This is a genomic window from Halococcus salifodinae DSM 8989 (assembly GCF_000336935.1).
GTDB lineage: Archaea > Halobacteriota > Halobacteria > Halobacteriales > Halococcaceae > Halococcus > Halococcus salifodinae.
Genome location: NZ_AOME01000076.1, coordinates 57,621 through 81,400, shown reverse-complemented (window position 1 = coordinate 81,400; position 23,780 = coordinate 57,621). Strand labels below are relative to the sequence as shown.

Below are 23,780 nucleotides of genomic sequence, written 5' to 3'. Positions count from 1 at the left end.
GTCGATCCGATCGAACCGGATCGTGACGCTGAACTACGGGTCGTTGGATTCGTACTCGACCGGGACGATGTGTTCGGCCTCGTCGCGGTCGGCGTTGAGATCGACGTCGTTCCGCAGCGCCGGTCGAACCTCCGAGCCGAGCCGCTCGCCGAGTGCCTCGATCGCCTCGTCGTCGAGATCGGCGTCGGGATCGGGGAGATCGAGTTCGTCGCCGACGAAGCGCTCGGGATGCAGATCGACACCCTCCGCGGGCTGTTCGAACCCGTCCTCGTGGACGAACAGCTCCGCCTCGCCGTCGGGCGCGACACGGATCGCGGGCTCGCCGACGGGGTTGGGTTCGAGGAACTTCTGCTGGAGCGCCGTCACGACGAGATCTGGCTCGGCACGGACGCGATCGATCTCGGTCATGGCTCGCCTACTGGCTCGCCGGTTATGTCGGCACCGGTCTCGTGTGGCGGCGGTCGCAGCGCCGGTCGGGCCTCACCGTCCAAGCTCTTCGTGGGCGCTCGACAGGTTCCGTGAGGCGAGCGCTCCGAGGAGGGAGAGTTCGCCAGCGAGCGCGCCCGCGGCGATCACTTCCGCGAGGCGGTCGGCGTTCGCGCCGGGCGGGTCGCCACCCCCAGCCACGCCGAGCAGCGAGAGCGCTGCCGACTGGGTGGGCAGTTTCGTCCCGCCACCCACCGTTCCGACTTCGAGACTCGCGAGCGAGACGCTGGCGTAGAGTTCGTCTCCCCTGGCTTCGACGGTCGTGATCGCGTTCGCTCCCTCGACCACCTGAGCGGCGTCCTGGCCGGTGGCGAGGAAGACGCCCGCCACCACGTTCGCGGCGTGGGCGTTGAATCCCAAACTTCCGGCTTTCGCCGACCCGATGAGGTTCTTTCGGGTGTTGACCTCGGCGATCGCGTCGGGCGTGGCGTGGAGTCGATCCTCCACCACCTCGTTCGGGATCGTCACGTCGGCCACCACGCTCCGACCGCGACCCTCGACCGCGTTGATCGCGGCGGGCTTCTTGTCGGTACAGAGGTTGCCCGACAGCGCCACGAGGTCGGCGGACGTCTCGGCTTCGACTACCTCGCTGGCCGCTCGCGTGGCGATGGTCGCCATGTTCATCCCCATCGCGTCCTTGGTGTCGTAACCGAAGCGGAGGAACACCGAGTCACCCACGACGTAGGGCGTCACGTCCGTGAGTTCGCCGTGGCTCGTGGTCTCCTCGGCGGCGTTCCGGAGTGCGTCGCGGTTCTCGCGCACCCACGAGACGACCGCCTCGGCCTCGACCACATCGGCCACTCGAAAGACTGGCGCGCGGGTCATCGAGCGCTTCGTGACCCTGGCGTTCGCGCCCTCGGCCGCGCGGAGGATCGAACAGCCGCGGTTGACCGAGGCGACCAGCGCGCCCTCGGTTGTCGCGAGCGGAAGGTAGTGTTCGTCGTCGGCCGCGCCGCCCGCCACAGGAAGAGGGCCGGCGACGCCGAGCGGGATTTCGACTGCGCCGATCATGTTCTCGATGGTCGTTCCGACGGCGTCGGTTGGATCGAGGGCAGTTGCTCCCACCCCGTCGAGATCGGTGTCGGTCGCGCGCGCGACGACCCGACGTCGGGCTTCGGTCGCGGTTGCGGGATCGGCGTGATCGTCGAGGTCGTGGAGCGCGAGGTCGCCCGATCGAACGCGCTCGGCGAGGTCGGCAGCGTCGCTCATACCTCGACAGCGGGTGGCCGCCGCCTAAGCGTTACCCTCTCTGGTGTGCTTGCTGGCTAGGACTGCTTCGTGTCATGAGGATGTCCGGTGACTATCACCGTCGTCGAGACCGCTACGATGCCGACACAAATGAGAACCACAAGCCACGAGCCTCCCCAACCGACTCCCTCGGTCGTTGCGCTCCCTCGGTCATCCCTCGCACGAGTCGCGCGCTTTGGCGCGCTCCCGCGCGCCAACCACAACTACCGCAGCAGCGACATCAGTACCATCGTACTCGGCATTGGCTCATCACCCATCCTACACGCCCGCTTCGCTGGCTGTATCCTTATTGCCCACCCGATCGTTCCAACGCCATGACCGACGCTGCGGATCTGGTGCTTACGAACGCCGCGGTCCACACGCTGACCGATCCCGACGAGACCGCCGAGGCGGTCGCCGTCCGCGACGGCGAGATCATCCGGGTGGGGTCGACGTACGAGATCGACTTCCTCGCGGGCGTCGACACCCACACGATCGACCTCGACGGCCGCGTGCTCCTCCCGGGATTCATCGACGCCCACACGCATATGGAGGAGCTCGGCAAGCGCCTCGTCCACGCCGACCTCGCCGACGCCACCTCGCCCGACGAAGCGGTCTCGCTGCTCGCAGAGCGCGCCGACGAACTCGACGACGGTGAGACCGACCGCGAGTGGGTTCTGGGCTTCGGCTACGACGAGAGCGCGTGGGAGGAGTCGCGCTATCTCGACCGGGAAGACCTCGATCGGGTGAGCGAGACGCGACCGGTGGTCGCGTTCCGCGAGGACATGCACACCGGGGGCGTGAACGGCGTCGCCCTCGATCGCCTCGGCGACCGGCTTCCCGAGGGCGATGTCCGAACCGAGAACGGCGATCCCACGGGCGTGCTCGTCGAGGATGCGCTCGGCCCCGTTCGAGAAGCGATCGCGCCCGACCGCAACGAGACCCGCGACCTCCTCCTTGCCGCCCAGGAACACGCCAACGAACGCGGCGTCACCGGCGTCCACGACATGATCCGGCACTCCCACGCACCGCGGGTCTACCGCGACCTCGATTCCGCAGGGGAGCTCGCGCTCCGAGTCCGAATCAACTACTGGAGCGATCACCTCGACGCCGCGATCGAAACCGGCCTCGCGACCAACCACGGCAGCGAGTTCGTGCGGACGGGCGCGATCAAGACCTTCACCGACGGGAGCATCGGCGCACGGACCGCGAAACTGACCGAGCCGTACGCCGACACTGAGACCGAAACCGCTGACGGCGGGGCCACTGGTCAGTGGGTCGTTCCGCCCGCCGAACTCCGTGAGATCGTCGAACGTGCCGACGGCGCCGGCTTCCAGGTGACGGCCCACGCCATCGGCGACAGGGCGGTCGACGAGGTCCTCGCGGCCTACGCGGCGACCGACGATCCCGGCGGCGCACGTCACCGGATCGAGCACGCCGAACTTCCCTTCGATGGGGCCATCGACCGCTTCGCCGATCTCGACGTGGTGGCGTCGGTCCAGCCGAACTTCCTGAAGTGGGCGGATGAGGGAGGGCTCTACGACGCCCGGATCGGTTCCGAGCGCCGGCGACGCTCGAACCCACTTCGAGAACTCCGCGACGCCGGAGTTCGACTCGCCTTCGGCAGCGACTGCATGCCGCTCGACCCGCTGCTTGGCGTCCACCACTCCGTGAACGCGCCCGCCGACGTCCAGCGACTCCCCGTGACCGAGGCGCTCCGGGCGTACACCCGCGGCGCGGCGTACGCCGGCTTCGACGAGGATCGGCTGGGAACGATCGAACCAGGCAAGCGTGGCGATCTCGTCGCGCTCGACCGCTCGCCGTGGGACCAGCCAGACGACATCGCGGCCATCGATGTCGCGGCAACGATCATCGACGGCGAGATCGTCTACGACGCGCGCTGAGCCCGGTTCGCGGCGATCGGATCCTCCTGTTGTCGAAATCGATAGCTTGTGGTCCCGGCAGATACGTTTTGAAGAGAAAATATTTTCAATAATGGCCACCGTGGGCTAGTGCTACCGGAGTCTCGAAACACATGCCAGAACTGGAAACAACGGACCTCGAAACCGACCTCAGCCTGTTCAAATACGACAATCTGGAACATCTCCCACCACGATACCGGGAACTGTCCGAATCCGAGCGTACGGAGCGCATCGGGCGGGCGCTCGACGAACTCGGCGACGACGTCCTCGTGCTCGGGCACAACTACCAGCGCGAGGAGATCGTCGAGCACGCCGACTTCATCGGCGATTCGTACGCCCTCTCGAAGCGCGCCGCCGAGGCCGACGCCGATCACGTCGTGTTCTGCGGCGTGACGTTCATGGCCGAATCCGCGGACATCATCACCGACGACTCTCAAACAGTCATCCTCCCCTCGATGGAGGCCTCTTGCCCGATGGCGGGGATGGCAGAAGCCCTCCAGGTCGACGCCGCGTGGGCGGAGATCACCGACGCTGCACCCGACGAGAACATCATCCCGGTGACGTACATGAACTCCTACGCCGACCTGAAGGCCTTTTGTGCCGAGCAGGGCGGGCTCGTCTGCACGTCTTCGAACGCCCACAGGGCCTTCGAGTACGCCTTCGAGCGCGGCGACAAGGTGCTCTTTCTCCCCGACAAACACCTCGGAGAGAACACCGCTCACCGGTTGGGGATGGAAGACGATACTGCTGTGTGGGACCCGTGGGACCCCGAGGGCAAGGACGCGAGCGAGGTCGCGGCGGCCGACATCGTGCTCTGGGAGGGGTACTGCCAGGTCCACGAGCGCTTCCGCGAGAGTCACGTCGAGGAGATTCGGGAGGACCACCCCGACGCGAACGTGGTCGTCCATCCCGAGTGCCGCCGCGAGGTCGTCGAGGCTGCGGACGTGGTGGGCTCGACCAGTACGATCACCGATACGGTGGCCGAGGCCGATCCCGGTGAGACGTGGGCGATCGGGACCGAAATCCACCTCGCGAACCACCTCGCGCGGTGGCATCCCGAGATCGAGGTCCTTCCCCTCTGCGGCGACGCGTGCATGGACTGCAACGCGATGCGCCAGATCGACCCGAACTACCTGACGTGGGTGCTCGAAGAGCTGGTCGAGGGCCGCGAGCGAAACGTGATCGAAGTCGCGCCCGACGAAAAGGAACTCGCCGGCGTGGCGCTCGACCGAATGCTGGAGATCTGACCGTGCCTGGCACCGAAGCGGACGGCAGCGAGGCTGCGAGCGAGACGGACGAAACCGACGACACGAACGCGACGACCGCCGAAACGCTGGTAATCGGCAGCGGCGTCGCGGGCTGTGCGGCGGCGCTCGCGGCCGCACGCGCAGGCCAAGACGTGTTGCTCGTGACGAAGGCCGAGCGCCCGGCGGACGCGACGAGCTGGTGGGCCCAGGGCGGCATCGCGGTCTCGCGCGAGCACCCCGAAGAGTTCAAGCAGGACATCCTCACGGCGAGCGACGGCGCGGCCGACCCCGAGGCGGTCGACGTCCTCGTGGAGAACGCGAACGACGCCGTCGAGGACGTGCTCGTGGAGACGCTCGACGTGCCGTTCGACACCGACGAGGACGACGCCGGGTTCGCATACGGCCGCGAGGCCGCCCACGGCGAGCGCCGAATTCTCCACGTGAACGCGAGCACCGGCCGCCACGTCCTCGGCCCGTTCCTCTCGCATCTCGACGACCATCCGAACGTGGCGATCCGCGAGGACACCGCGGCGCTCGAACTCCTCACCCGCGAGGGCCGGGTCCACGGCGCGATGGTCGAGTCCGATTCGACCGTCGAACCGATCTATGCCGGCGCGACCGTGCTCGCCACGGGCGGGATCGGCGCACTCTACGACCGTTCGACCAACCCCGAGGGCGCGACCGGCGATGGGATCGCGATGGCGGCGCTCGCCGGCGTAGATGTATCCGACATGGAGTACGTCCAGTTCCATCCGACGGCGTATGCGGGAGACGAACCGTTCCTGCTGAGCGAAGCCGTCCGTGGGGAGGGCGCACTGCTCCGGAACGACGAGGAAGAACGATTCATGCCTGACTACCACCCTGACGCCGAACTCGCGCCGCGGGACGTGGTCGCGCGCGCCGTGGCGAGCGAGCGCGACCGGACCGGCGATGTCGTGCTCGACGTCTCGCCGCTCGACTTCGAAGAGGAGTTCCCGGACCTCGCCGCGAAGTGCGACGAGCGCGGCGTCGACGTTGAGACAGGGATTCCGGTGTCGCCCGCCGAGCACTTCGTATGCGGCGGAATCGACGTCGATTCTCACGGGCGGACGAGCCTCGATCGGCTGTTCGCGGTCGGGGAGTGCTCCCGAACCGGAGTTCATGGCGCGAACCGGCTCGCCTCGACGAGTCTGCTCGAAGGGTTGGTGTGGGGCCTACGCGCGGGCCAGGCCGCCGCCGCGGACGATGCGTCCCCAGTGGTGGTCGAGGCTCCCGACCTCCGCGACAGCGACCCCGCGCTCCCCGAGGCATTCGCTGAAGAGAAGTTCGGCCGACTCCGGCGGACGATGGACGAGTACGTCGGCCTCGCCCGCACCCCCGACGGCCTCCGGCGCGCGAGCGCGGCGGTCCGGCGGCTGAAGGGCGAGGTCGACGCCTACGTCCGGACACGCACCTCGCGCGAACTCTACGAGCTCCGGGCTGCGACCGTCACGGCACTCCTGATCGTTCGGGCCGCGAGCGAGAACGCCGAGTCGCGCGGCTGTCATCATCTCGTCGACGAGAGCGCCGATACGACCGACGCCAGCGAAGAGAACGAGGTCCATGCCGGTCGCCCGTAGCCAGGTCGAGCGGTGGCTTCACGAGGACCTCGGCCACCACGACGTGACCAACGAGGTGCCGGGCGAGACGACGGGACGACTGGTCGCGAAGGAGTCGGGCGTCGCGGCCGGACTGGAGGCCGCCGTCGCGGTCTTCGACCATCTCGGGGTCGGGGTCGAGACGCACGCCGATCCGGGCGATCGGATCGAGTCGGGCGACACGGTTCTGACCGCCGACGGTGCGGCGCGCGAAGTTCTCCGTGGCGAGCGCGTTGCGGTCAACGTCGCGGGCCACGCCTCCGGGGTCGCCACTCGAACCCGGGAGGCCGTCGACGCCGCCCGCGAGGTGAGCGACGGGGTGCGGATCGCGGGGACGCGCAAGACCACGCCCGGTCTCCGCGGCGTCGAAAAGCGCGCGATCGTCGCTGGCGGCGGCGACACCCACCGGCTCGATCTCTCGCATATGGTGATGGTGAAGGACAACCACGTCGCGGAGATGGGGCTCGAAGACGCCGTTTCGCACTTCCGGGAGCGTGCCTCCTTCGCCACGAAGATCGAAGTCGAAGTCGAGCGCCCCGCCGAGGGCCGGCGGGCCGCCGAAGCGGGTGCGGACATCGTGCTGTTCGACAACCTCGCGCCCGCGGCGGTTTCGGAGGGCGTCGAGGCGCTGCCTGCGGGCGTGCTCGCGGAGGCGAGCGGCGGGATCACGCTCGACACCGTTCCCGAATACGCCGCCACCGGCGTCGACGTGATCTCGTTGGGCTCGCTCACCCATTCGGCCCCGGCATTCGATTACTCCTTCCGGACGGGGTGAGGGCGTTCAGTCACGTTTCTCGGCGACTGATTCGACAGTTACAGTTCGACGCGCTCGCCGATCTCAGCGGATTCGTAGGCCGCTTCGATGATGCGGAGATCGGTGAGTCCGTCCTCGCCGTCGGTCTCACAGTCCTCGCCGGTGAGCACGCAGTGCGCGAAGTAATCGAACTCCTCGCGGACCTCGTCGACCGACGGGCCGGCGTAGCGGGTGTGAGTGTCGCCGCGCTCGACCACGATCTCCTGGGAGACGTCGCCGCCGAAAGGGTCGGTGATGAGCACTTGGCCGTCGGTGCCGAGCACCTGGAGACGGCTGTCGGGGTGGGCGTCGAAACTCGCCGTACACGAGGCAGTCACGCCACCTGGGAAGGTGAGTTGGAGGGCGACATGCTCGTCCACGCGGTCGAACGGTGCTTCCCCGGAGTGAGTCTCGGCCACCACCGACGTGGGATCGGCATCGAGCAGGAAGCGGGTGGTGTTGAGCGGGTACACTCCCAGATCCATCAGCGCGCCGCCGCCCGCAACGTCGGGATCGAGCCGCCACGTGTCGGCGCTCATGTCGTCGAGCAGCCGTGCGGAGAACCCGCCGTGGACCTGGACTGGATCGCCGATCGCGCCGTCGGCGATCAGTTCGCGCATCCGCCTGACCGCGGGTTCGGTTCGGAGCCGGTAGGCTGTCATACACACCACGCCGGCGTCTGCACAGGCCGCGACGATGCGCTCGGCCGCCGCGTGATCCACGGCGAGGGGCTTCTCACAGAGGACGTGTTTGCCGCGGTCGGCGGCGGTCGTCGCGTACTCCTCGTGGAACGCCGGCGGAGTCGCGACGTAGACCGCGTCGTACGCGTCGCTGGCCTCTCCGTCGCGGAACGCCTCGTAGTCAAGCACCCGCTCGACGCCGAACGACGTGGCGAGGTCCGCAGCCTTCTCGGGCGACCCACTCACGAGGACGGTGACCTCGCAGAACTCCGCGTCGCGGATCGCAGGCAGGGCGCGCTCGCGGGCGAACCCACCGAGACCGATCACGGCGATTTCGACTTGCCCCTCGTCGATCGTCTGCCAGTCGCGCCTCGTGAACCCCTCGAAGTAGCCGTCGAGAGCCATTGCCCGCGCTACGGCCGTCGGCGGTAATACGGTTTCCCGGCGCGAGGGATGTCAGCGCAAGAGCAAAGGCCGTTCCCCACGTGGTTCCAGCCCATGTCCGGAACCGTCGCGGAGCAACTCATCGACGACCACCTCGTCGAAGGGGAGATGGAACCAGGCGAGGAGATCGCCCTCGAGATCGACCAGACGCTGACACAGGACGCCACCGGCACGGTGGTGATGCTCGAGCTCGAAGCCATGGACGTCGAGCGGACCGAGACCGAACTCTCGGCCCAGTACGTGGATCACAACCTGATCCAGGAGGACAACAAGAACCCCGACGACCATCTCTTCCTCGAAAGCGCCTGCGAGAAGTGGGGCGTCTGGTACTCCGCCGCCGGCAACGGCGTCTCCCATCCCGTCCACCAGCAGCGATTTGGAGTACCTGGAAAGACGCTGCTCGGCTCGGACTCGCACACGCCGGCCGCGGGCGCGATGGGAATGCTGGCGATCGGCTCCGGAGGGCTGGACATCGCGATGGCGATGGCCGGCGAACCCTACCACGTGGCGATGCCCGAGGTGTGGGGCATCGAACTGACTGGCGAACTCCCCGACTGGTGCAGCGCGAAGGACGTGATCCTCGAGATGCTGCGTCGCCACGACGTCGACGGCGGCGTCGGCCGCGTGATCGAGTATCACGGACCCGGACTAGAGACCCTGACCGCGATGGACCGGCACGTGATCGCCAACATGGGAACCGAACTCGGAGCCACTTCGACTGTGTTCCCCGCCGACGACGCCGTGAAGCAGTTCCTCGCCCAGCAGGGTCGAGAGGACGAGTTCCGTGAACTGCACGCCGACGACGACGCCGAGTACCACGTCACCGAGACCATCGCACTCGACGAGATCGAGCCGCTGATCGCCAAACCCTCTAGTCCAGGCAACGTCGTCCCGGTGACCGAGGTGGCTGGCGACGATCTCTACCAGGCCTACATCGGCTCCAGTGCGAACCCCGGTCTTCGGGATTTCGCGGTGCCGGCGATGATGGTCGCGGGCGAGCGCGTCCCGCCCGCGGTGAGCTTCGACGTGAACCCCACTTCCCGGCAGCTGCTCCAGAACCTGACCGAGATGAGATATTTGGGAGATCTGTACGCCAGCGGCGCGCGTGTCCACCAGGCCGGCTGCAACGGCTGCATCGGGATGGGTCAGGCCCCCGCCACCGGCAGAAACAGCCTGCGAACCGTCCCCCGGAACTTCCCCGGGCGCACCGGCACCCGCGAGGACAGCGTGTTCCTCTGTAGCCCGGAGACCGCGACCGCGAGCGCTCTCAGTGGTGAAATCACGGACCCGCGCACGCTCGAAGACACCCACGACATGACCTACCCCGAGTGGTCCGAACCCGAGGCGGTCATCGTGGACGAGGCGTCGCTGAGCCCGCCGCCCGAACAGCCCGGTGGCGACCTCGAAAAGGGGCCGAACGTCAAATCGCTGCCTACATTCGAGGCGGTTCCCGACTCGCTCGCTGGCCCGGTGTTGATGAAAGTCGGCGACGACATCTCGACCGACGAGATCATGCCCGCCGGATCGGATGTGCTTCCCTACCGATCAAACATCCCGAAGATCAGCGAGTGGGTGTTCGATCAGGTGGAGCAGGGGTTCTACCAGCGCGCCGAAGCCCAGGGCGCGCCGTGGCTGGCCGTCGGCGGGTCGAACTACGGCCAGGGGAGTTCGCGCGAGCACGCCGCCCTCGCGCCCTACCACCTCGGAATGCGGGCCGCGCTAGCCGTGAGCTACGCCCGCATTCACTGGCAGAACCTCGTGAACTTCGGGATCGTTCCCCTGGAGTTCGTCGACCGTGACGACTACGACGCCATCGAGCAGGGCGACACCCTCGAACTCCCCAGCGTCCGCGAGGAGCTACAGAACGGCTCCGACGTCACCGTGCGCAACGCTACGCGGGACACCACGTTCACGGCCGAACACACGCTGAGCCCGCGCCAGGTCGAAGTCGTGCTCCAAGGCGGGATGATCGAGGACTACAAGAACTGATCTCGCCGGTGGAGAGCGCGACGTGCGCGCCGACGAGACGGGGGATGAACCCCGAGCCGCGCGGCCTATTCATCCACGATCAGCGTCTCGCCGGTCATCACCTGGGGTACCTCGATGCCAAGCAGCGAGAGGAGCGTCGGCGCGATGTCGGAGAGTTTCCCGTCGGGGCGCACACGTCGGTCTTCCGACGATGCGTCGTCGGGCGTGAGGTAAACCAGCGGCACGGGGTTCAGCGTGTGCGCCGTGTCGGGGTCGCCTGGCGTGCCCATGTCGTCGGCGTTGCCGTGATCTGCGGTCACGAGGACGTGAGCACCCGCCTCGCGGCAGGTCGCGACAAGGCGTTCTAGCTGGGTGTCGACGGCCTCGCACGCGGCAACCGCCGCGTCGAAGTCGCCGGTGTGACCGACCATGTCGGGGTTCGCGTAGTTGAGAACCATCACGTCGGGATCGTCCGTCTCGATCACTCCGATGGCCGTGTCGGTCACCGCTTCGGCGCTCATTGCCGGCTGGTGGTCGTAGGTCGGCACGTCCGGGCTGTCGACGATCTCTCGGATTTCGCCGTCGAACTCCACCTCGCGTCCCCCATTGAGGAAGTAGGTGACGTGAGGATACTTCTCGGATTCCGCGATCCGGAGCTGTGTCAACCCGTTGGCGGCGAGGGTCTCGCCGAGGCTGTCCGTGGGCTCGTGAGGCTCGAACGCCACAAGAAAATCGAAGGTCTCGTCGTACTCGGTCATCGTCACCAGTTCGATCGCGGGCTGGTCGAGAGCGGACCCCCACTCGGGACGAGTGTCAGTCAGCATCCGGACGAGCTGGCGCGCGCGGTCGGCCCGAAAATTGAAGAACACGACCGAGTCGCCGTCGCCGAGCGCCGGTCCGCCCTGCTCACGGCTCCGCCGTTCGCTCTCCGAGGTCGTTCGAGAGGCGCTTTGCGCCTCGCCCTCGATCGTCGTCGGCTCGACGAACTCGTCGGTCTCGCCGCGGTCGTACGAATCTTCGACCGCCGCGACCGCCGTTCCGGCCGTGTGGTCGGCGTCGCGTTCCACGATCGCGTCGTAGGCCCGGCGAGTACGCTCCCAGTTTTTGTCCCTGTCCATCGCGTAGTACCGACCAGTGACGGTCGCCACGTCGCCGGTGCCGTGCTCGTCGATCGTGGCTTCGAGGTCCGCGAGGTAGCCCGCGCCGCTCTTGGGGGGTGTGTCCCGGCCGTCGGTGAACGCGTGGGTGACCGCGTCGACGCCGCGGTCGGCGGCAGCCTCGATCAGCGCGTGGAGGTGGCGCTGGTCGGAGTGCACGCCGCCGTCGCTCACCAGACCCATGAAATGGACTCGGCCGCCGTTCGTCTCGGCGTGGGCGAACGCCGACTCGATGGCGTCGTTCGTCGGGAGCTCGCCCGCCTCGACCGCCCGCGTGATCCGGGTGTACTGCTGATCGATCACTCGCCCTGCGCCGATGGTGAGGTGGCCGACCTCGCTGTTGCCCATCTGGCCGTCGGGGAGGCCGACCGACCGCCCCGAGGTGTCGAGAGTGCCTGTCGCTCCCTCGTCGGCGAGGCGATCCATCGTTGGCGTGTCGGCCGCTCGGATCGCGTCGAGCCGATCGTGGTCGCCGATCCCCCAGCCGTCGAGCACGACGAGCGCCGCTCGCATACGCGTCACTCTCGTCGTGGGTGGCTAATTACCTTCGCACTCGGGCCCACACGGTGGGCGGACTGGTGATGTCGACACCGAGTCAGCCGAACAGTCGGAGGCCGACGCCGATCGCGATCACGACGAGCCCGAGAACCGACGTGATCGGCTCGGGGAGGAACAGCATCACGACACCGATCGCGATCACCAGCGTACTGGTTTTGACCATACGATCGACAGCACCCGAAGCCCGATAGTCGCCCGGCTTTCGAGCGCCGGGCGTGGCCGAACCGTGGTCGTGGCGGGAGTACAGCCGTGTCGCTACCGCCGGAGTCAGAGGATCGGTTCGTCGTGGGTGTCGGGGTCGCGCTCGACGACTTCGATCTCGACGTCGGCCTCGGCGACACCGATCCGGGCGAACTGGGTCCGGAGATGCTCGTGTGCGCCGTCGACCGCGCGCTCGCGGGTCTCGAACCCGTGGGCCACCGGCGATTCGAAGGCGACGTTCACCGTTTCGCCGCCAACCATCTGGCGCTGGCCGCCGCTCTCGACCTCGTAGAAGGAGTCACAGACCCAGACGTAGGGCGCGTCCTCGTCGGGCGCACCGCTGAAGGAGGGAGCGTCCTCACCGCGCTCGTAGAGCGTCCCGGTCAGATCGGTTCCGCCGGCCCGTCCGCAGATCAGAAGCATACCCATTCTCGGTACCGAGCGGCCAAAACCTCGGTGTTCGCCGGCGGGCGGTCGATGGGGCGGTGGCCGATCCCCTCGGAGACAACAAGCCGTGGATTTAACTCGGATGCTATGCTACTACTCCACATGGCGAAACGCGTGTTGGTGCCGATCGACGGCTCGGACGGAGCGTGGGATGCACTGGAGCACGCCGTCACGGAACACCCGGACGCACACCTCACGCTGCTGTACGTCATCAACCCTGTCGGAGCGGGCGCAGGTGGCCAGGTCGGCGACGTCGGCTACGCCGAGGAGTGGTACGAGACCGCCGAACGTCGCGCCGAGGAGCTGTTCGACGTCGCCGCCGATCGTCTCGATGGTCATGCGTTCGACAGCGAGATCGTGGTCGGTCGCCCCTCTCGGGCGATCGTGGAGTTCGCCGACGAGCACCCGATCGACGCCATCGTGATGGGCAGCCACGGCCGCGAGGGTGTCTCGCGCATCCTGCTCGGCAGCGTCGCCGAAACCACCGTCCGGCGCTCGCCGGTGCCGGTGACTGTCGTCCGGTGAAGCCGCTCCGAGCCCTCGTTCGCTTCGTCTTCGCGCGGCGAAGCCGCGCGAACGGCCCGTGGGACCTTCGGTCCCACGCTGCTCACGAGGACATGAAAAACACCCGCTCGCTCCCTCCGGTCGCTCGCGGTACAACAACTAGCCTTCTCCGCACTGCTCCGCGACCGCACAGCACCGCCCGAGCCCTCGCGCCTTCGGCGCTCGCCCTCGATCCACCGAGGGCAGCCCCCGCAGCCGCAAACCGCTGAAGCCCTCGCTCGTTTCACTCGCTCACGGGTCGTTCCTCCCCGTTCGCGCGTTCGACGGTGCTCACTCCGTTCGCACCGCCCGACGCTCGCCCTTCATCCGCCAGGCCCGCACCGCTCTGCAACCGCCGCCACAGCCGCACCCGCCCCGCAACCGCCCCGCACCCGCCCCGCAACCGCCGCACGGCACGGCGGACCATGCGGCTTTTGTCTGGTGGGCGTTAGTACCGAACGATGAGAGTCGGGATCGTCGCGCGGCGAGGCAACGAACGCGCAGCCTCGCTCGCCAGCGACGTCCGCGAGCGCCTCCGCAAGGATGGCGTCGAAGTCCGACTCGACGAGGCGACCGCCGACGCGCTCGGTCACGCTGGCCACCCGGTCGATCGAATGAGCGAGTGTGACCTCGTGGTCTCGATCGGCGGCGACGGCACCCTCCTCTTCGCCGCGCGCGGCGCTGACGAGGCCCCCGTGATGGGGGTGAACCTCGGCGAGGTCGGCTTCCTGAACGCCACCCCACCCGAGGAAGCGGTGGCGACGGTCGAACGCGAGGTCGAGCGCATCGAGACCGACGGTCAGCCCCGCACACGCACCGTGCCGCGGCTCCGTGCGACCACCGACGGCCGAACGCTCCCGCCCGCGCTCAACGAAGTCGTGGTCCAGGGCCGGCGCGGGCCTGGCGGGGGGGCCGACGTCGCGGTCGAGATCGACGGTGCGTCGTATCTCGAGGGCCACGCCGACGGCGTGCTCGTCGCCACCCCGACCGGCTCGACCGCGTACAACCTGAGCGAGGGCGGCCCGCTGGTCCATCCCGACGTCGATGCGCTCGTCGTCACCGCGATGTGCGGGACCGAGACGATGCCCCCGCTGGTCGTCGACGCCGACGAGGTCGTCGTCCGAGTGACGAACGCGCCCGAGGCTGTCGTCGTGGGCGACGGCCGGACCCGCGAGACGATCACGCCGCCCGCCGAGGTCACCATCGACCTCGCTCCCGAACCACTGCGGATCGCGGGCCCGCCACTCGAATTTTTCAGCGCACTCGACAAACTCGACTGACCGCACCGCGGCCGCCCGACAGCTGACTGACTGGCTGGGAAAACACGAAACAGTTTGTGGCTTTCGCAAAACGTAACCAGCGCCACCACCAACACCGATCCAATGAGTCAGCAGCTGCCGGATGTCCAGGCCGCCCAGCCCGACGTCACCGTCGGCCTCAATCAGGTCGGCGTCACCGGGGTCGAGAAGCTCGTCGAACTCGATCGGCCCGACGACCGCCCGATCGTCCTGATGGCGGAGTTCGAGGTGTTCGTCGATCTCCCCTCGTGGCGCAAGGGCGCGGACATGAGCCGGAACATGGAGGTCGTCGACGAGACCTTAGAAGCCGCGGTCGCGGAGCCGGCCTACCGAGTGGAAGACGTCTGTGGCGACGCCGCCGAGCGCCTCCTCGAAAAACACGAGTACACCACCGAAGCCACCGTCGAGATGGAGGCCGAACTCGTCACGCGCGAGCGCACCCCCGCGACCGACCGCCCCACCCAAGGAACCGCAACCATCATCGCCGGAGCCTGTGCGACCGAGGAGGGCACCACCGAGGAGATCGGCACTCGCGTGACCGGGATGACGGTCTGTCCGTGTTCACAGGGGATGTCGAACTCGCGCGCCCGCGAAACCCTCGCCGACCTCGGCGTCGACGACGAAACCACGGAAGAGTTCCTCGATCGCGTGCCTCAGGCGGGCCACTCCCAGCGCGGCCACGCGACGCTCAGGGTCGAAAGCGACGGCGCACCCGAGGCCGACCTCTCCGATCTGATCGACGTCGCGCGCGATTCGATGAGCGCACGGATCTACAACCTCGCCAAGCGGCCCGACGAGGACTACATGACCGAGCACGCCCACGCGAACGCGAAGTTCGTCGAGGACTGCGTTCGCGACATGGCCGAAGGTGTGGTCCGGGAGTTCCCCGACCTCCCCGACGACGCGGTCGTGACGATGAAACAGTCGAACGACGAGTCGATCCATCAGCACAACGCTCACGCCGAACGGGTCGCCCAAGTGAGCACCCTCCGCGAGGAACTCGACGACACGGACACCCCGGCAGACGACTGAATCCGCTATCTCTCCGCCTATCTGTCCCCGAGCGCGAGCGGCTCGGCTTGCTCCCACCGCGGGGTGAACTCCTCTAAGATTTCCGTCGCGAACGCCGGGTCCTGGAAATCGATCATCGCGAACGACTCGCTACTGTCGAGCGGGTGAGGGACCTCGATACAGGTCTCGACCCCGTCGATCACCGTGAACGTCCGCTCGACCGCGTCGCTGGTCCGGGTGGCAAATCGCTCGTTCGGCGCAAGTCGGTCGAGATAGCGCTCGCCGACGGTCTCGGGCAACGCCGACACGAGGTCCGGGCGCATCAGCAACGATACCTCGACGCCGCGCTCGACTGCCGCATCGAGCTCCGCGGTGATCCGGTCGCCGACCGAATCGACGTCGAACTGCCTGGAGAGCGCCGAGGCCACCATGACCACGCTCTCGTCGGCTGTCGCGAGCCGCTCGACGAGGAGGTCAGCGGTGTCGGCCGGCCCGACCGCCGCCGTCCAGAACGTCTCGCTGGACTGGTCGGTCGCGTCGAGCTCGCCGATCAGGTCGTCGACGATCTCCTCGTACTGGTCGGCCTTGGCGTCGAGCTCGCGCTGGCGGTCCTCCAGCAGCCGCGAGAGCGCGGTGTCGGGCTCGACCGCGACGTACTTCTTGGGGCGGCTCGCGGTCTGGGCGCGCACCAGTCCGTGAGTTTCGATGCTCGCCAGGACATCGTAGATCCGGCCCATCGGGACCTCGCTCGCGCGCGAGAGCTCCTTCGCGGTCGTCGGCCCGGTGTCGAGCAGCGCCCGGTAGACCCGCGCCTCGTACTCCGAGAGACCGAGATCCCTGAGACTCGCCATACCACCATCCGTGACCGCGCGAGGATAAACCCACCGGCAGTTTACGCCGACTGCTCAACTCTCGCCGTAGTCAGGGAGTCGTGCCGATCGATCGCTGCCGTCGACGAACGGCAGCGGCTCCTTGGTCGCGTCGTGTTTTTCGTCCTCGGCTTCGATCGCGAGGTCGTCGGTCGGGGCGTCGAACGCGACCAGCGCGAGCGCGATCGGCGCTTCGAGCATCGGACTCTCGGCCGCGCGAGTCACTTCGCCGACCGACTCGCTCCCGGCGAGCACCGTCGCGCCCGCTTCGGGCAGCGTCTCACACCGGAGTCCGACCAGCCGTCGGCTCGGCTGTCCGCGGTTCTCGACGCGCGAGACGACTTCCTGACCGACGTAACACCCTTTCTCGAAGTCAAGCGCGTTCCGGAGGCCGAGCACGTTCGGAATCCGCCCTTCGAGTTCGGTGTGATAGAGCGGTGTCCCGGCTTCGAGGGTGAGCGCGTCCCACGTCCGATAGCCGAAGGGCGCGGCGTTCAGTCCGTTGTTGATGAGGGTGTCGAACACGGACTCGGCGCGATCGGCCGCACAGACCACCTCGTACCCCTCCTCGCCGACGAGGCCGTCGCCCCGAATCACCGTCACGCCGTCGTCACCCATCGTCCCGCGCACGAACTGGAGGTGTTCTTCGGGGGTGCTCGCGCCGTTGAGCACGCTCGCGATCTTCTCGGTCGCCTTCGCGCCGTGGACGCCGAACACGCCGAACGCCTCGGTGGCGACTTCGATATCGACGTCCTGGATGAACGTCTTCTCGCTCCAGTCATCGGCGACTGGTGCGGCGCGCTCGGGTGGGGTGAAGAGGAGGAGACGCTCGCCGGCGTTGTAGATATAGAGGTCGGTCTCGATCTTGCCCTGGGGATCACACAGAAGTGCATAGCAGCCCGCGCCGTCCTCGTGGGGAACACGGTTCGACACCGCGTTGTCCACGAACTCGACCCGGTCGTCGCCGGTGACGGTGAGCACACCGTAGCCCATCTCGATCGTGCCGACCACGTTTCGGACTGCACGGGCCGCACGATCGGGGCGGCCGTACTCGGTGGCGACCCGGACGCCACCGCGCTCTTCGAACGTCGCGCCGTGGGATTCGTGGACGCCGGCGACGAGCGTCATTTCCGTATCGTCGGCCCCGGGCGGGGATAAGTCGTGCTATAGGCCGAGCCGATCGCGGAGCTCATCGAAAAACGACTCCTCGGTGTCTTCGTCACCTGGTTCGGGCACCACCTGGTCGTCGGGTTTGATCAACATGCGCTCGCCGTCGTCGTCGGCCTCGATCAGGCCGTCGTCCTTGAGCGCGGCGAGCGCATCCTCCAGATCGTCGATGCCGACCGCGACGTGCGAGCGGAGTTCGAACACGGTCATGCCGTCCTGACGATCGACCAGCGCGTCGAGGACGGCCACCTCCGTGTCGTCGCGGTTCCGGAACTCCCGCTTTGCCTTCATGGACTGCGGGTTCGGTCGGATTCGACTTACCCTTATCCCCTCGATGGAGTGGTCGTCGCCACGACCATCTCGACCGCGTCGCCTGCTCTTCCGGTTTCGTTCGCCCGAAGGGGAGTCTTTATGTCACACAGGGTCCCAATGGCGTTTCAATGGGGCTTCGCTGTTCGGTGCTCGGGCACGACTACGGTGAGACCGGCGTCGAGCGCGAGCGCGACGAACGGGGAGCGGAGGTCGTCCGGACGGCAAAGCGGGTCCAGACGTGTCGACACTGCGGTCACGAACGGACCGTCTCGGCGAACACCGAGATCACGGCGCTTGAACCCGAGGCCGGCGTGGTCCGCGACGGGGATGGCCGCGTGGTCGCGGCGACCGCCGAGGAGAACGTGGCGGCCGACGGAACTGGCTCGATCACGATCGAGGACGGCACGCTCGATGGCGGAACCGCGACCGACGACGCGACGAGTTCTACGGGGGACACGGCGGTCTCACTCGACGAGATCTCGGGAACGGACGTCGAGGGGCTATCGACGAACGAGCCAGCAAGCGGCACGGCCGCGAACGAACACGAGCCCGACGCCACTGCAGCCGAGCCAACGACCGACACCACCGCGACCGAACGCGAATCCGACACCGCTGCGACCGAACACGACTCCGGCACCACCGCGACGGACACCGCTGTGGCGGACGACGAGAGCGAGATTCCGACCGTCGAGGCGTCACGGACTGACGACCCTGCCGACGAACCGGGCCGCGCACCCGGTGAGTGGCCAGCGGATCCAGGTACCGAATCGGCAGGATCGACGGGACGGACGGGGAACGGGGTGGGGTCGCTCACGCCCATCGGCGACGCAGCTGACACCGCGGCCGGCAGCGACCCGGGATCGAGGACACAGCCGCTCACCGAGGGGTGGACGCTGGAGAGAGCTGAAGCGCGCGCGAAAGAGGAAGGTGCAGCCGGGACGAACGGCTCGCCCGGGACGGCCGAGCCGGGAGAGACGTTCGTGTGCCGGCAGTGTGGGTTCACCGCCGTGGTCGTCGACTCGCCGCTGCGGGCGGGTGACAGCTGTCCGGAGTGTCGGACGGGGTATCTCGCGCGCGGGACGCGAAAGGAATAACCCCGCTGCTCGCAAACGAACCGTTCATGCGTGAGTACAAGATGCGGCGCGGTGAGCATCTCGACGAACGGATCCCCGACATGACAGGCACCGTCGAGGGGTACTTCGGGGAGATTACGGCGACCCAGGAGCACAACGGCAGCGATCTCCACGTCGTCGAGGATCCCGAGAACCCGGTGTTCGAACGGATCGTCGCGGGCACGGTATCCTACGGCAGCAAGAAAGACACTCTCGCAGTCGATTTCGAGGAACGGCCGGCCGAGGACGTGATCGCCGAAGGCAACGCCGATGCGGCCGCCGACGCGGTCGACGCGAAAAACGAGTTCCTGCTCGAAGCCACCGGCCGCGACGCGAAGAGCCGCCGCGAGTCGATGAAGCGAACGGTCGAAGACGACGCGGACACACCTGACAACGTCTGAGTGCGGCAGGGACGAGTACGCAAGAGCCGCGAGGACGGGCGAGGAAAGAACGACGGGACGGAGATTACTGGCCGAGTTTCGTGCGCGAAATGCCGATCGTCCCGGGCGTGATGATGAGCTGGTCGTCGGCCTTCTGGATGATGTCGCCGCCGACCTCGCTGGTGATCTCCTGGAGGTCCTGGGTGATGCGCTCCATCGTCTGGTCGGTGGTGGAGTGACGAGTGATGTCGGCGATCACGATGTCGCCGTCGTAGATGGCGTTTTTGATGTCGATGACGTCACGCTGGCTGTCGATACTGGCGATATGCACCGTAGTCGCCGTCTCGCCGACCGACCCCTCGACGTCGTCGGCATCGAGTTCGACGTACTCGCCGCCGCCGGTCCCGCGTCGCGGCTCGCGACTCCCGAGAAGGTTGTCCATCAGACCCATGCCCGCTACCGCGGCCGTCGGCGGTATATCTCTTACGACGCAGTGTCACGCCCGTCCCGAGTGAGCACCGCGACGGTCCGCCGACTCGGGGCGATTCCCCCGGCTCGGGGCGACTCCGTCGAACCAGGGCGACTCCGCCGACAGCGAGATCGATCACGGGGCGATTCTCCGGCAGTATAAGTGTCCACCAGCCCTACGCCGGGCGTGACCACGACGGCCACGGACGATCGCCCCGTCCGGACCCGTGCGGCCGATCGGGCCGATCTGCTGGCGGTGTTCCGGATCGAGAAGGCCTCGTTTCCGCAGCCGTGGCCGTATCGTGCGTTCGAGCGGTTCCTCGGCGAACCGGGATTTCTGGTGGCCGATTCCGGCGAGGTGGTCGGGTACGTGCTCGCCGACGTGACGCCGAACGGCGGCCGACGGATCGGCCACGTCAAGGACATCGCGGTGGCCCCGTTCGCCCGGGGGCAGGGCGTCGGCGCGACCCTACTCGGTCGGGCGATCGACGTCATGCGCGAGCGGAACGCAGGGTCGGTCAGGCTCGAAGTCCGCGAGAGCAACGAGCCCGCGCTCGCGCTCTACCGTCGGTTCGGCTTCACCCACCGCACCACCTCACCGGGCTACTACGCCGACGGCGAGGACGCATTCGTGTTGGTTCGAGATCTTGACGGGTGATGACACCGGTGCTGTCGGCGGTCAGCGCTCGTCGCCAACGTCGCCCCTCACGGCAGCCGCGTAGTCGGCGAGGCCGGCCCCATCGCGCGGTTGGTCCGGGATATCACGAGCAGCCGCCTCGAAGTCGCGCATGATCGTCTCCGGTTCCGTCGATTCCCCGGCGTCGAGATACTTCGCCACCATGCCGGCCACCTCGGGAGCCGAAAACGAGGTCCCCGACGATTTCACCCACGGCCCGTCGAGATCGGTTCCCATCGTCGTCCCCGACGCCTGGGCGAGTCGGTTGTCCTTCCCGATGGCGGCCACGTCGGGGTTGTCGCGGTCGGGGTTGTAGGAAGAAAACTCCGCGATCGCCCCGTCCTCGGTGCAGGCCGCGATCGAGAACGCGCGCTCGGCAGTCGCGGGGCTGCCCGATCGCTTCCCGGAGTTGCCGGCCGACACCACGTCCCGGATGCCCGTCTCGACGAGGCCGTTGTGGACGCGGTTGATCGCTCGTGAGTTTTCCTGCGATCCCCACGACATGTTCACGACGTCGTACGCGTCGGTGTTGTCGTGGAGCCACTCGTAGGCGCGCATGATGACGTTGTTTTTCGTCCGGCCCTCCGCGCCGAAGATTCGGAGTGCGATCAGGTCCGCTTCGGGGGCAGTTCGGGTGATCTGCCCCAGCACGGCAGTGCCGTGACCGACCGCATCGCCCGTCCCCGATCCCGTGACGTCGACCTGCTGGATGGCGACGTCCTCGAACACCGGATGGTCGGGATCGATCCCCGAATCCATCGCCACCACGGTGAGACCCGCGCCGGTGGCGTCGTCCTCGGGAACGTCGTGGAGTCGCCGGACGTCCTCGATCGTGGCCACCGTGTCGCGCTCCTCGCTCACGTGTGCGGGTTCGACGTGAGGTTCGATCTCGTAGTTCGCCTCGATCGCGAGCACCCGGTCGTCGTCGGCGATGGCCGACTCGTGCTCGGCCTCACACTCCACGAGCGCCGCGCTCCCGACATCGCCGAAGTGGTACGTCTCGACGACATCGCAGTCCATTCCTTCGAGGAACTCGGCCGGCTCGCGCGCGAAGACGATACGTTCGTTCATGATTCTCCACACGGACCTACCGCCCCCACCACCTTATCATTGTGCCACGATCCGAGAGAAAAACCATCCGACGATCGCTGCTTCGTGGCCTGGGTGCTACTTCTCGACGATCCGCTCGTCGACCGCCTCGCCGAAGTGGCGGGCGGTGTCCTCGTAGTAGACCCGCACCTCGTCGCCGGCTTCGAGATCGGTCACCGCCCGCGGCCCGTCGCGGGTGGCGACTTTGATGGTTTCGGCGTTCTGGAGCAGCGTCTCGATCCGGTCCCCCTCAGGCGGCGTACTGTCGCTGTCGTCCAGCTCGGCCTCATCGACCCCGCCGGAATCGTCCACATCGCCCGCCTCGGTGTCGCCGCCGACTGCGGCCTCGATCCGGAACATCGGCCGGCGCTCGATCTTGGCGCGTCCGACGACCGCCTCGCGCGCCCGGCCGTCGGTGTCGATCACCTGGACCTCGTCGCCGCTTCCTAGCTCCGCGAGGTACTTCGTCCCGCCGCCGGGCGTCCGGACGTAGGCGTGAACCGCGCCCGCGTTCACCCGGAACGGGCGGGAAGCGACGTACGGCGATTCGGCGGTCTCGGCGTGGACGAAGAAGAGCCCGCGGCTCATCGATCCCACGAGCATCCCCTCGTCGCTCTCCATCAGCGAGCCGGTGTCGACGCAGACCCGATCGGCGGAGCCGACCCGCTCGATCTCGGTGATCGTCGCCCACTGGAGGTCGAGCTGTTCGCGCTCGGCCTCGTCCCTGATTTCGACGGTTTGCCTGATCTCGTCGGGATCGTCCGAATCGAGCAGGACGCCGTCAGCCCCGGTTTCGAGCGTCTCGAACGCGGTGCGGGCCTCCGCCGCGGTCTCGACACCCGCGACGAGTTCGGTCTCGTCGCCGATCCGTGCGATCAGGTTTTCGAGCGGGATGATGGTCCAGTCCTCGCTCACCACGAGGGTGTGATCGGCGGCCTCGGCCGCGGTCTCGGCGAAAGATTCGTAATCCTGGTTGAACACCCGGACGTAGGCGGTGTCGGCGTCGCCCCGTCGGAGCGTCGAGAGGTCCGCCGATCCCGAGAGGTCGGGTGGGAGGTCGGCGGTGCCATCGCCCTCGCCGTCCTTGCCGACGGCGACCGCATCCGGCCCGTCGTCTGCGGTGTCGACGACATCGATCCCCCCGTTCCGGAAGGCGGCGATCGACACCGCACCGAGATCGCGCACGCGCGAGACATCGTCCTCGTCGACGAGGACCCAGTCGACGCCGGCCTCAAGCCCCGCGGTGATCCGCTTCTTTCTACTCTCCCAGTCGCCCACCGCGTCGTCGGCCTTGAGCCAGACGGAACGTGTCATAGCGTGGCGCTCGGTGCGGGGCGGCTTGAACGTGGCGAAACCGCCAACGGAAACCCGGACAGTGTGCGGCCGAACGCTTATCGCCGCCGCTCGCCAACGCCCGGCAGTGACGACACCTCCGATTTCGACGGTCTGTTTCGATCTCGACGGGACGCTGCTGACCTACGACCACGACCCCGACGAGGTGCTCGCGACCGCGTTCGACGACGCGGGCGTCGAGCAGTTCTGCGACCCGACTCAGCTCTGGGCCGCCGCCGACGACGTGGACGACGCCGACGACGACATCGACTTCCTGACGAAGACCTTCCGGGTCGCGGGCGAGCGTCAGGACGGTGAGATCGACAGTCCGGACGTGCTCGCACGGGCGTACGACGACGCGACCGATCACACCGACGTCTCCTTTCGCCCCGGTGCGCAGACAGCGCTAGATCGAGCCCGCGAGCACGGTCGCGTCGGCCTGATCACGAACGGCGGGCGAGCGACCCAGCGACAAAAGCTCGACGCGCTCGACATCCACGACGCCTTCGAGACCCACATCTACGCCGGTGAGACCACCCCGCCAAAGCCCGCCACCGAGCCGTTCGAGCGAGCGATAACCGCTCTCGACGCTGACCCCGAGCGGACGCTGTACGTCGGTAACTCGCTCCGACACGACGTGGCGGGCGCGCGAGCTGCCGGCCTTCAGGCGGCGTGGTTCCCGGTCATGGGCGATCGCGACGACCGGGGCGACGGCGATGGCCACGAGCCCCACCACGTCTTCGAGAGCCTCCACGACCTCGACGACGTGCTCTGAAG

At 67.8% G+C, this 23,780-nt stretch carries 25 protein-coding genes; 12 read left to right on the top strand and 13 right to left on the bottom strand.

Features of this window, described 5'->3' with window-relative positions; translation table 11 throughout:
• Positions 1 to 33: 33 nt before the first annotated feature.
• Together C450_RS15885 and hmgA are read right to left on the bottom strand one after the other, a co-directional pair.
• On the bottom strand, positions 34 to 408 hold the full coding sequence (locus C450_RS15885; protein WP_005045179.1) for a hypothetical protein: 375 nt from the start codon (positions 406 to 408) through the stop codon (positions 34 to 36).
• 72 nt (positions 409 to 480) lie between these two features.
• Positions 481 to 1,695 (bottom strand): hydroxymethylglutaryl-CoA reductase (NADPH), encoded by a 1,215-nt coding sequence (gene hmgA, locus C450_RS15880; RefSeq protein ID WP_005045176.1) that lies wholly within the window; start codon positions 1,693 to 1,695, stop codon positions 481 to 483.
• Positions 1,696 to 2,048: 353 nt separating this feature from the next.
• On the opposite strand from hmgA, the gene C450_RS15875 reads away from it, so the two are divergent.
• The 4 genes from C450_RS15875 (at position 2,049) to nadC (ending at position 7,273) form a co-directional block, all read left to right on the top strand.
• Entirely contained in the window at positions 2,049 to 3,617 is a 1,569-nt protein-coding gene (locus tag C450_RS15875; protein WP_005045174.1) for an amidohydrolase, read from the top strand.
• A 131-nt stretch (positions 3,618 to 3,748) separates the two neighbouring features.
• A complete protein-coding gene (gene nadA, locus C450_RS15870; RefSeq protein ID WP_005045172.1) occupies positions 3,749 to 4,882 on the top strand; it encodes a quinolinate synthase NadA in 1,134 nt (377 codons plus the stop codon).
• Between the two features lie 2 nt (positions 4,883 to 4,884).
• Complete coding sequence (locus C450_RS15865; RefSeq protein ID WP_005045170.1) at positions 4,885 to 6,480, top strand: L-aspartate oxidase; 1,596 nt, start codon at positions 4,885 to 4,887, stop codon at positions 6,478 to 6,480.
• Complete coding sequence (gene nadC / locus C450_RS15860) at positions 6,464 to 7,273, top strand: carboxylating nicotinate-nucleotide diphosphorylase (RefSeq protein WP_005045168.1); 810 nt, start codon at positions 6,464 to 6,466, stop codon at positions 7,271 to 7,273. The genes C450_RS15865 and nadC overlap by 17 nt, the downstream gene beginning before the upstream one ends.
• Positions 7,274 to 7,311: 38 nt before the next feature.
• On the opposite strand, the gene gfo6 is transcribed toward nadC, so the two are convergent.
• The gene (gene gfo6, locus C450_RS15855) at positions 7,312 to 8,376 is read right to left on the bottom strand and encodes a D-xylose 1-dehydrogenase Gfo6 (RefSeq protein WP_005045165.1); all 1,065 of its coding nucleotides are present in this window, start codon (positions 8,374 to 8,376) and stop codon (positions 7,312 to 7,314) included.
• 93 nt (positions 8,377 to 8,469) lie between these two features.
• On the opposite strand from gfo6, the gene C450_RS15850 reads away from it, so the two are divergent.
• Complete coding sequence (locus C450_RS15850; protein ID WP_005045163.1) at positions 8,470 to 10,404, top strand: aconitate hydratase; 1,935 nt, start codon at positions 8,470 to 8,472, stop codon at positions 10,402 to 10,404.
• 65 nt (positions 10,405 to 10,469) lie between these two features.
• On the opposite strand, the gene gpmI is transcribed toward C450_RS15850, so the two are convergent.
• The 3 genes from gpmI to C450_RS15835 all read right to left on the bottom strand — a co-directional run bounded on the left by gpmI (position 10,470) and on the right by C450_RS15835 (position 12,722).
• Positions 10,470 to 12,053, bottom strand: coding sequence for a 2,3-bisphosphoglycerate-independent phosphoglycerate mutase (gpmI, locus tag C450_RS15845; RefSeq protein ID WP_005045161.1), 1,584 nt, complete (start codon positions 12,051 to 12,053; stop codon positions 10,470 to 10,472).
• A gap of 82 nt (positions 12,054 to 12,135) precedes the next feature.
• On the bottom strand, positions 12,136 to 12,261 hold the full coding sequence (locus C450_RS15840) for a hypothetical protein (RefSeq protein WP_049910325.1): 126 nt from the start codon (positions 12,259 to 12,261) through the stop codon (positions 12,136 to 12,138).
• A 104-nt stretch (positions 12,262 to 12,365) separates the two neighbouring features.
• Positions 12,366 to 12,722: a DUF7113 family protein gene (locus C450_RS15835; RefSeq protein ID WP_005045159.1), complete on the bottom strand. Its 357-nt coding sequence runs from the start codon at positions 12,720 to 12,722 to the stop codon at positions 12,366 to 12,368.
• 126 nt (positions 12,723 to 12,848) lie between these two features.
• On the opposite strand from C450_RS15835, the gene C450_RS15830 reads away from it, so the two are divergent.
• Entirely contained in the window at positions 12,849 to 13,271 is a 423-nt protein-coding gene (locus C450_RS15830; RefSeq protein WP_005045157.1) for a universal stress protein, read from the top strand.
• 262 nt (positions 13,272 to 13,533) lie between these two features.
• On the opposite strand, the gene C450_RS21745 is transcribed toward C450_RS15830, so the two are convergent.
• Positions 13,534 to 13,716 (bottom strand): hypothetical protein, encoded by a 183-nt coding sequence (locus C450_RS21745; protein WP_152424519.1) that lies wholly within the window; start codon positions 13,714 to 13,716, stop codon positions 13,534 to 13,536.
• A gap of 34 nt (positions 13,717 to 13,750) precedes the next feature.
• Here C450_RS21745 and C450_RS15825 point away from each other — a divergent pair, with 34 nt between their 5' ends.
• Positions 13,751 to 14,569, top strand: a complete 819-nt coding sequence (locus C450_RS15825) for an NAD(+)/NADH kinase (RefSeq protein WP_005045155.1) — start codon at positions 13,751 to 13,753, stop codon at positions 14,567 to 14,569.
• Between the two features lie 102 nt (positions 14,570 to 14,671).
• Positions 14,672 to 15,619 (top strand): GTP cyclohydrolase MptA, encoded by a 948-nt coding sequence (mptA, locus tag C450_RS15820; protein ID WP_005045153.1) that lies wholly within the window; start codon positions 14,672 to 14,674, stop codon positions 15,617 to 15,619.
• A gap of 17 nt (positions 15,620 to 15,636) precedes the next feature.
• Here mptA and C450_RS15815 read toward each other — a convergent pair whose 3' ends face one another.
• From C450_RS15815 to C450_RS15805, 3 genes are read right to left on the bottom strand one after another with little or no spacing between them, the layout of a single operon-like run.
• Positions 15,637 to 16,449, bottom strand: a complete 813-nt coding sequence (locus C450_RS15815; protein WP_005045151.1) for a TrmB family transcriptional regulator — start codon at positions 16,447 to 16,449, stop codon at positions 15,637 to 15,639.
• Positions 16,450 to 16,503: 54 nt separating this feature from the next.
• Positions 16,504 to 17,595 (bottom strand): CAF17-like 4Fe-4S cluster assembly/insertion protein YgfZ, encoded by a 1,092-nt coding sequence (gene ygfZ, locus C450_RS15810; RefSeq protein WP_005045148.1) that lies wholly within the window; start codon positions 17,593 to 17,595, stop codon positions 16,504 to 16,506.
• Positions 17,596 to 17,631: 36 nt separating this feature from the next.
• Positions 17,632 to 17,925 carry a DUF6432 family protein gene (locus C450_RS15805; protein ID WP_005045146.1) on the bottom strand — a complete coding sequence of 98 codons (294 nt, stop codon included), beginning with the start codon at positions 17,923 to 17,925 and terminating at the stop codon, positions 17,632 to 17,634.
• A gap of 149 nt (positions 17,926 to 18,074) precedes the next feature.
• Between C450_RS15805 and C450_RS15800 the strand changes: the two genes are divergently transcribed.
• Together C450_RS15800 and C450_RS15795 are read left to right on the top strand one after the other, a co-directional pair.
• Complete coding sequence (locus tag C450_RS15800; protein ID WP_005045144.1) at positions 18,075 to 19,040, top strand: DUF7093 family protein; 966 nt, start codon at positions 18,075 to 18,077, stop codon at positions 19,038 to 19,040.
• 26 nt (positions 19,041 to 19,066) lie between these two features.
• Entirely contained in the window at positions 19,067 to 19,459 is a 393-nt protein-coding gene (locus tag C450_RS15795) for a DUF5611 family protein (RefSeq protein WP_005045142.1), read from the top strand.
• 64 nt (positions 19,460 to 19,523) lie between these two features.
• On the opposite strand, the gene C450_RS15790 is transcribed toward C450_RS15795, so the two are convergent.
• The gene (locus tag C450_RS15790) at positions 19,524 to 19,889 is read right to left on the bottom strand and encodes a cell division protein SepF (RefSeq protein WP_005045140.1); all 366 of its coding nucleotides are present in this window, start codon (positions 19,887 to 19,889) and stop codon (positions 19,524 to 19,526) included.
• A gap of 204 nt (positions 19,890 to 20,093) precedes the next feature.
• Here C450_RS15790 and rimI point away from each other — a divergent pair, with 204 nt between their 5' ends.
• Positions 20,094 to 20,564 (top strand): ribosomal protein S18-alanine N-acetyltransferase, encoded by a 471-nt coding sequence (gene rimI / locus C450_RS15785; protein WP_005045138.1) that lies wholly within the window; start codon positions 20,094 to 20,096, stop codon positions 20,562 to 20,564.
• 21 nt (positions 20,565 to 20,585) lie between these two features.
• Here rimI and C450_RS15780 read toward each other — a convergent pair whose 3' ends face one another.
• Complete coding sequence (locus tag C450_RS15780; RefSeq protein WP_005045136.1) at positions 20,586 to 21,653, bottom strand: S8 family peptidase; 1,068 nt, start codon at positions 21,651 to 21,653, stop codon at positions 20,586 to 20,588.
• Positions 21,654 to 21,749: 96 nt separating this feature from the next.
• Complete coding sequence (locus C450_RS15775; protein ID WP_005045134.1) at positions 21,750 to 22,985, bottom strand: 3-dehydroquinate synthase II; 1,236 nt, start codon at positions 22,983 to 22,985, stop codon at positions 21,750 to 21,752.
• Between the two features lie 106 nt (positions 22,986 to 23,091).
• Between C450_RS15775 and C450_RS15770 the strand changes: the two genes are divergently transcribed.
• Positions 23,092 to 23,778, top strand: coding sequence for an HAD family hydrolase (locus tag C450_RS15770; RefSeq protein ID WP_005045133.1), 687 nt, complete (start codon positions 23,092 to 23,094; stop codon positions 23,776 to 23,778).
• The last annotated feature ends 2 nt before the right edge of the window (positions 23,779 to 23,780 follow it).

What these genes read in the sequence shown, in the direction of transcription:
- C450_RS15885 (WP_005045179.1), bottom strand. Translation starts at nt 408, where the DNA reads ATGACCGAGATCGATCGCGTCCGTGCCGAGCCAGATCTCGTCGTGACG.
- hmgA (WP_005045176.1), bottom strand. Translation starts at nt 1,695, where the DNA reads ATGAGCGACGCTGCCGACCTCGCCGAGCGCGTTCGATCGGGCGACCTC.
- C450_RS15875 (WP_005045174.1), top strand. Translation starts at nt 2,049, where the DNA reads ATGACCGACGCTGCGGATCTGGTGCTTACGAACGCCGCGGTCCACACG.
- nadA (WP_005045172.1), top strand. Translation starts at nt 3,749, where the DNA reads ATGCCAGAACTGGAAACAACGGACCTCGAAACCGACCTCAGCCTGTTC.
- nadC (WP_005045168.1), top strand. Translation starts at nt 6,464, where the DNA reads ATGCCGGTCGCCCGTAGCCAGGTCGAGCGGTGGCTTCACGAGGACCTC.
- gfo6 (WP_005045165.1), bottom strand. Translation starts at nt 8,376, where the DNA reads ATGGCTCTCGACGGCTACTTCGAGGGGTTCACGAGGCGCGACTGGCAG.
- C450_RS15850 (WP_005045163.1), top strand. Translation starts at nt 8,470, where the DNA reads ATGTCCGGAACCGTCGCGGAGCAACTCATCGACGACCACCTCGTCGAA.
- gpmI (WP_005045161.1), bottom strand. Translation starts at nt 12,053, where the DNA reads ATGCGAGCGGCGCTCGTCGTGCTCGACGGCTGGGGGATCGGCGACCAC.
- C450_RS15840 (WP_049910325.1), bottom strand. Translation starts at nt 12,261, where the DNA reads ATGGTCAAAACCAGTACGCTGGTGATCGCGATCGGTGTCGTGATGCTG.
- C450_RS15835 (WP_005045159.1), bottom strand. Translation starts at nt 12,722, where the DNA reads ATGCTTCTGATCTGCGGACGGGCCGGCGGAACCGATCTGACCGGGACG.
- C450_RS15830 (WP_005045157.1), top strand. Translation starts at nt 12,849, where the DNA reads ATGGCGAAACGCGTGTTGGTGCCGATCGACGGCTCGGACGGAGCGTGG.
- C450_RS21745 (WP_152424519.1), bottom strand. Translation starts at nt 13,716, where the DNA reads ATGGTCCGCCGTGCCGTGCGGCGGTTGCGGGGCGGGTGCGGGGCGGTT.
- C450_RS15825 (WP_005045155.1), top strand. Translation starts at nt 13,751, where the DNA reads ATGAGAGTCGGGATCGTCGCGCGGCGAGGCAACGAACGCGCAGCCTCG.
- mptA (WP_005045153.1), top strand. Translation starts at nt 14,672, where the DNA reads ATGAGTCAGCAGCTGCCGGATGTCCAGGCCGCCCAGCCCGACGTCACC.
- C450_RS15815 (WP_005045151.1), bottom strand. Translation starts at nt 16,449, where the DNA reads ATGGCGAGTCTCAGGGATCTCGGTCTCTCGGAGTACGAGGCGCGGGTC.
- ygfZ (WP_005045148.1), bottom strand. Translation starts at nt 17,595, where the DNA reads ATGACGCTCGTCGCCGGCGTCCACGAATCCCACGGCGCGACGTTCGAA.
- C450_RS15805 (WP_005045146.1), bottom strand. Translation starts at nt 17,925, where the DNA reads ATGAAGGCAAAGCGGGAGTTCCGGAACCGCGACGACACGGAGGTGGCC.
- C450_RS15800 (WP_005045144.1), top strand. Translation starts at nt 18,075, where the DNA reads ATGGGGCTTCGCTGTTCGGTGCTCGGGCACGACTACGGTGAGACCGGC.
- C450_RS15795 (WP_005045142.1), top strand. Translation starts at nt 19,067, where the DNA reads ATGCGTGAGTACAAGATGCGGCGCGGTGAGCATCTCGACGAACGGATC.
- C450_RS15790 (WP_005045140.1), bottom strand. Translation starts at nt 19,889, where the DNA reads ATGGGTCTGATGGACAACCTTCTCGGGAGTCGCGAGCCGCGACGCGGG.
- C450_RS15780 (WP_005045136.1), bottom strand. Translation starts at nt 21,653, where the DNA reads ATGAACGAACGTATCGTCTTCGCGCGCGAGCCGGCCGAGTTCCTCGAA.
- C450_RS15775 (WP_005045134.1), bottom strand. Translation starts at nt 22,985, where the DNA reads ATGACACGTTCCGTCTGGCTCAAGGCCGACGACGCGGTGGGCGACTGG.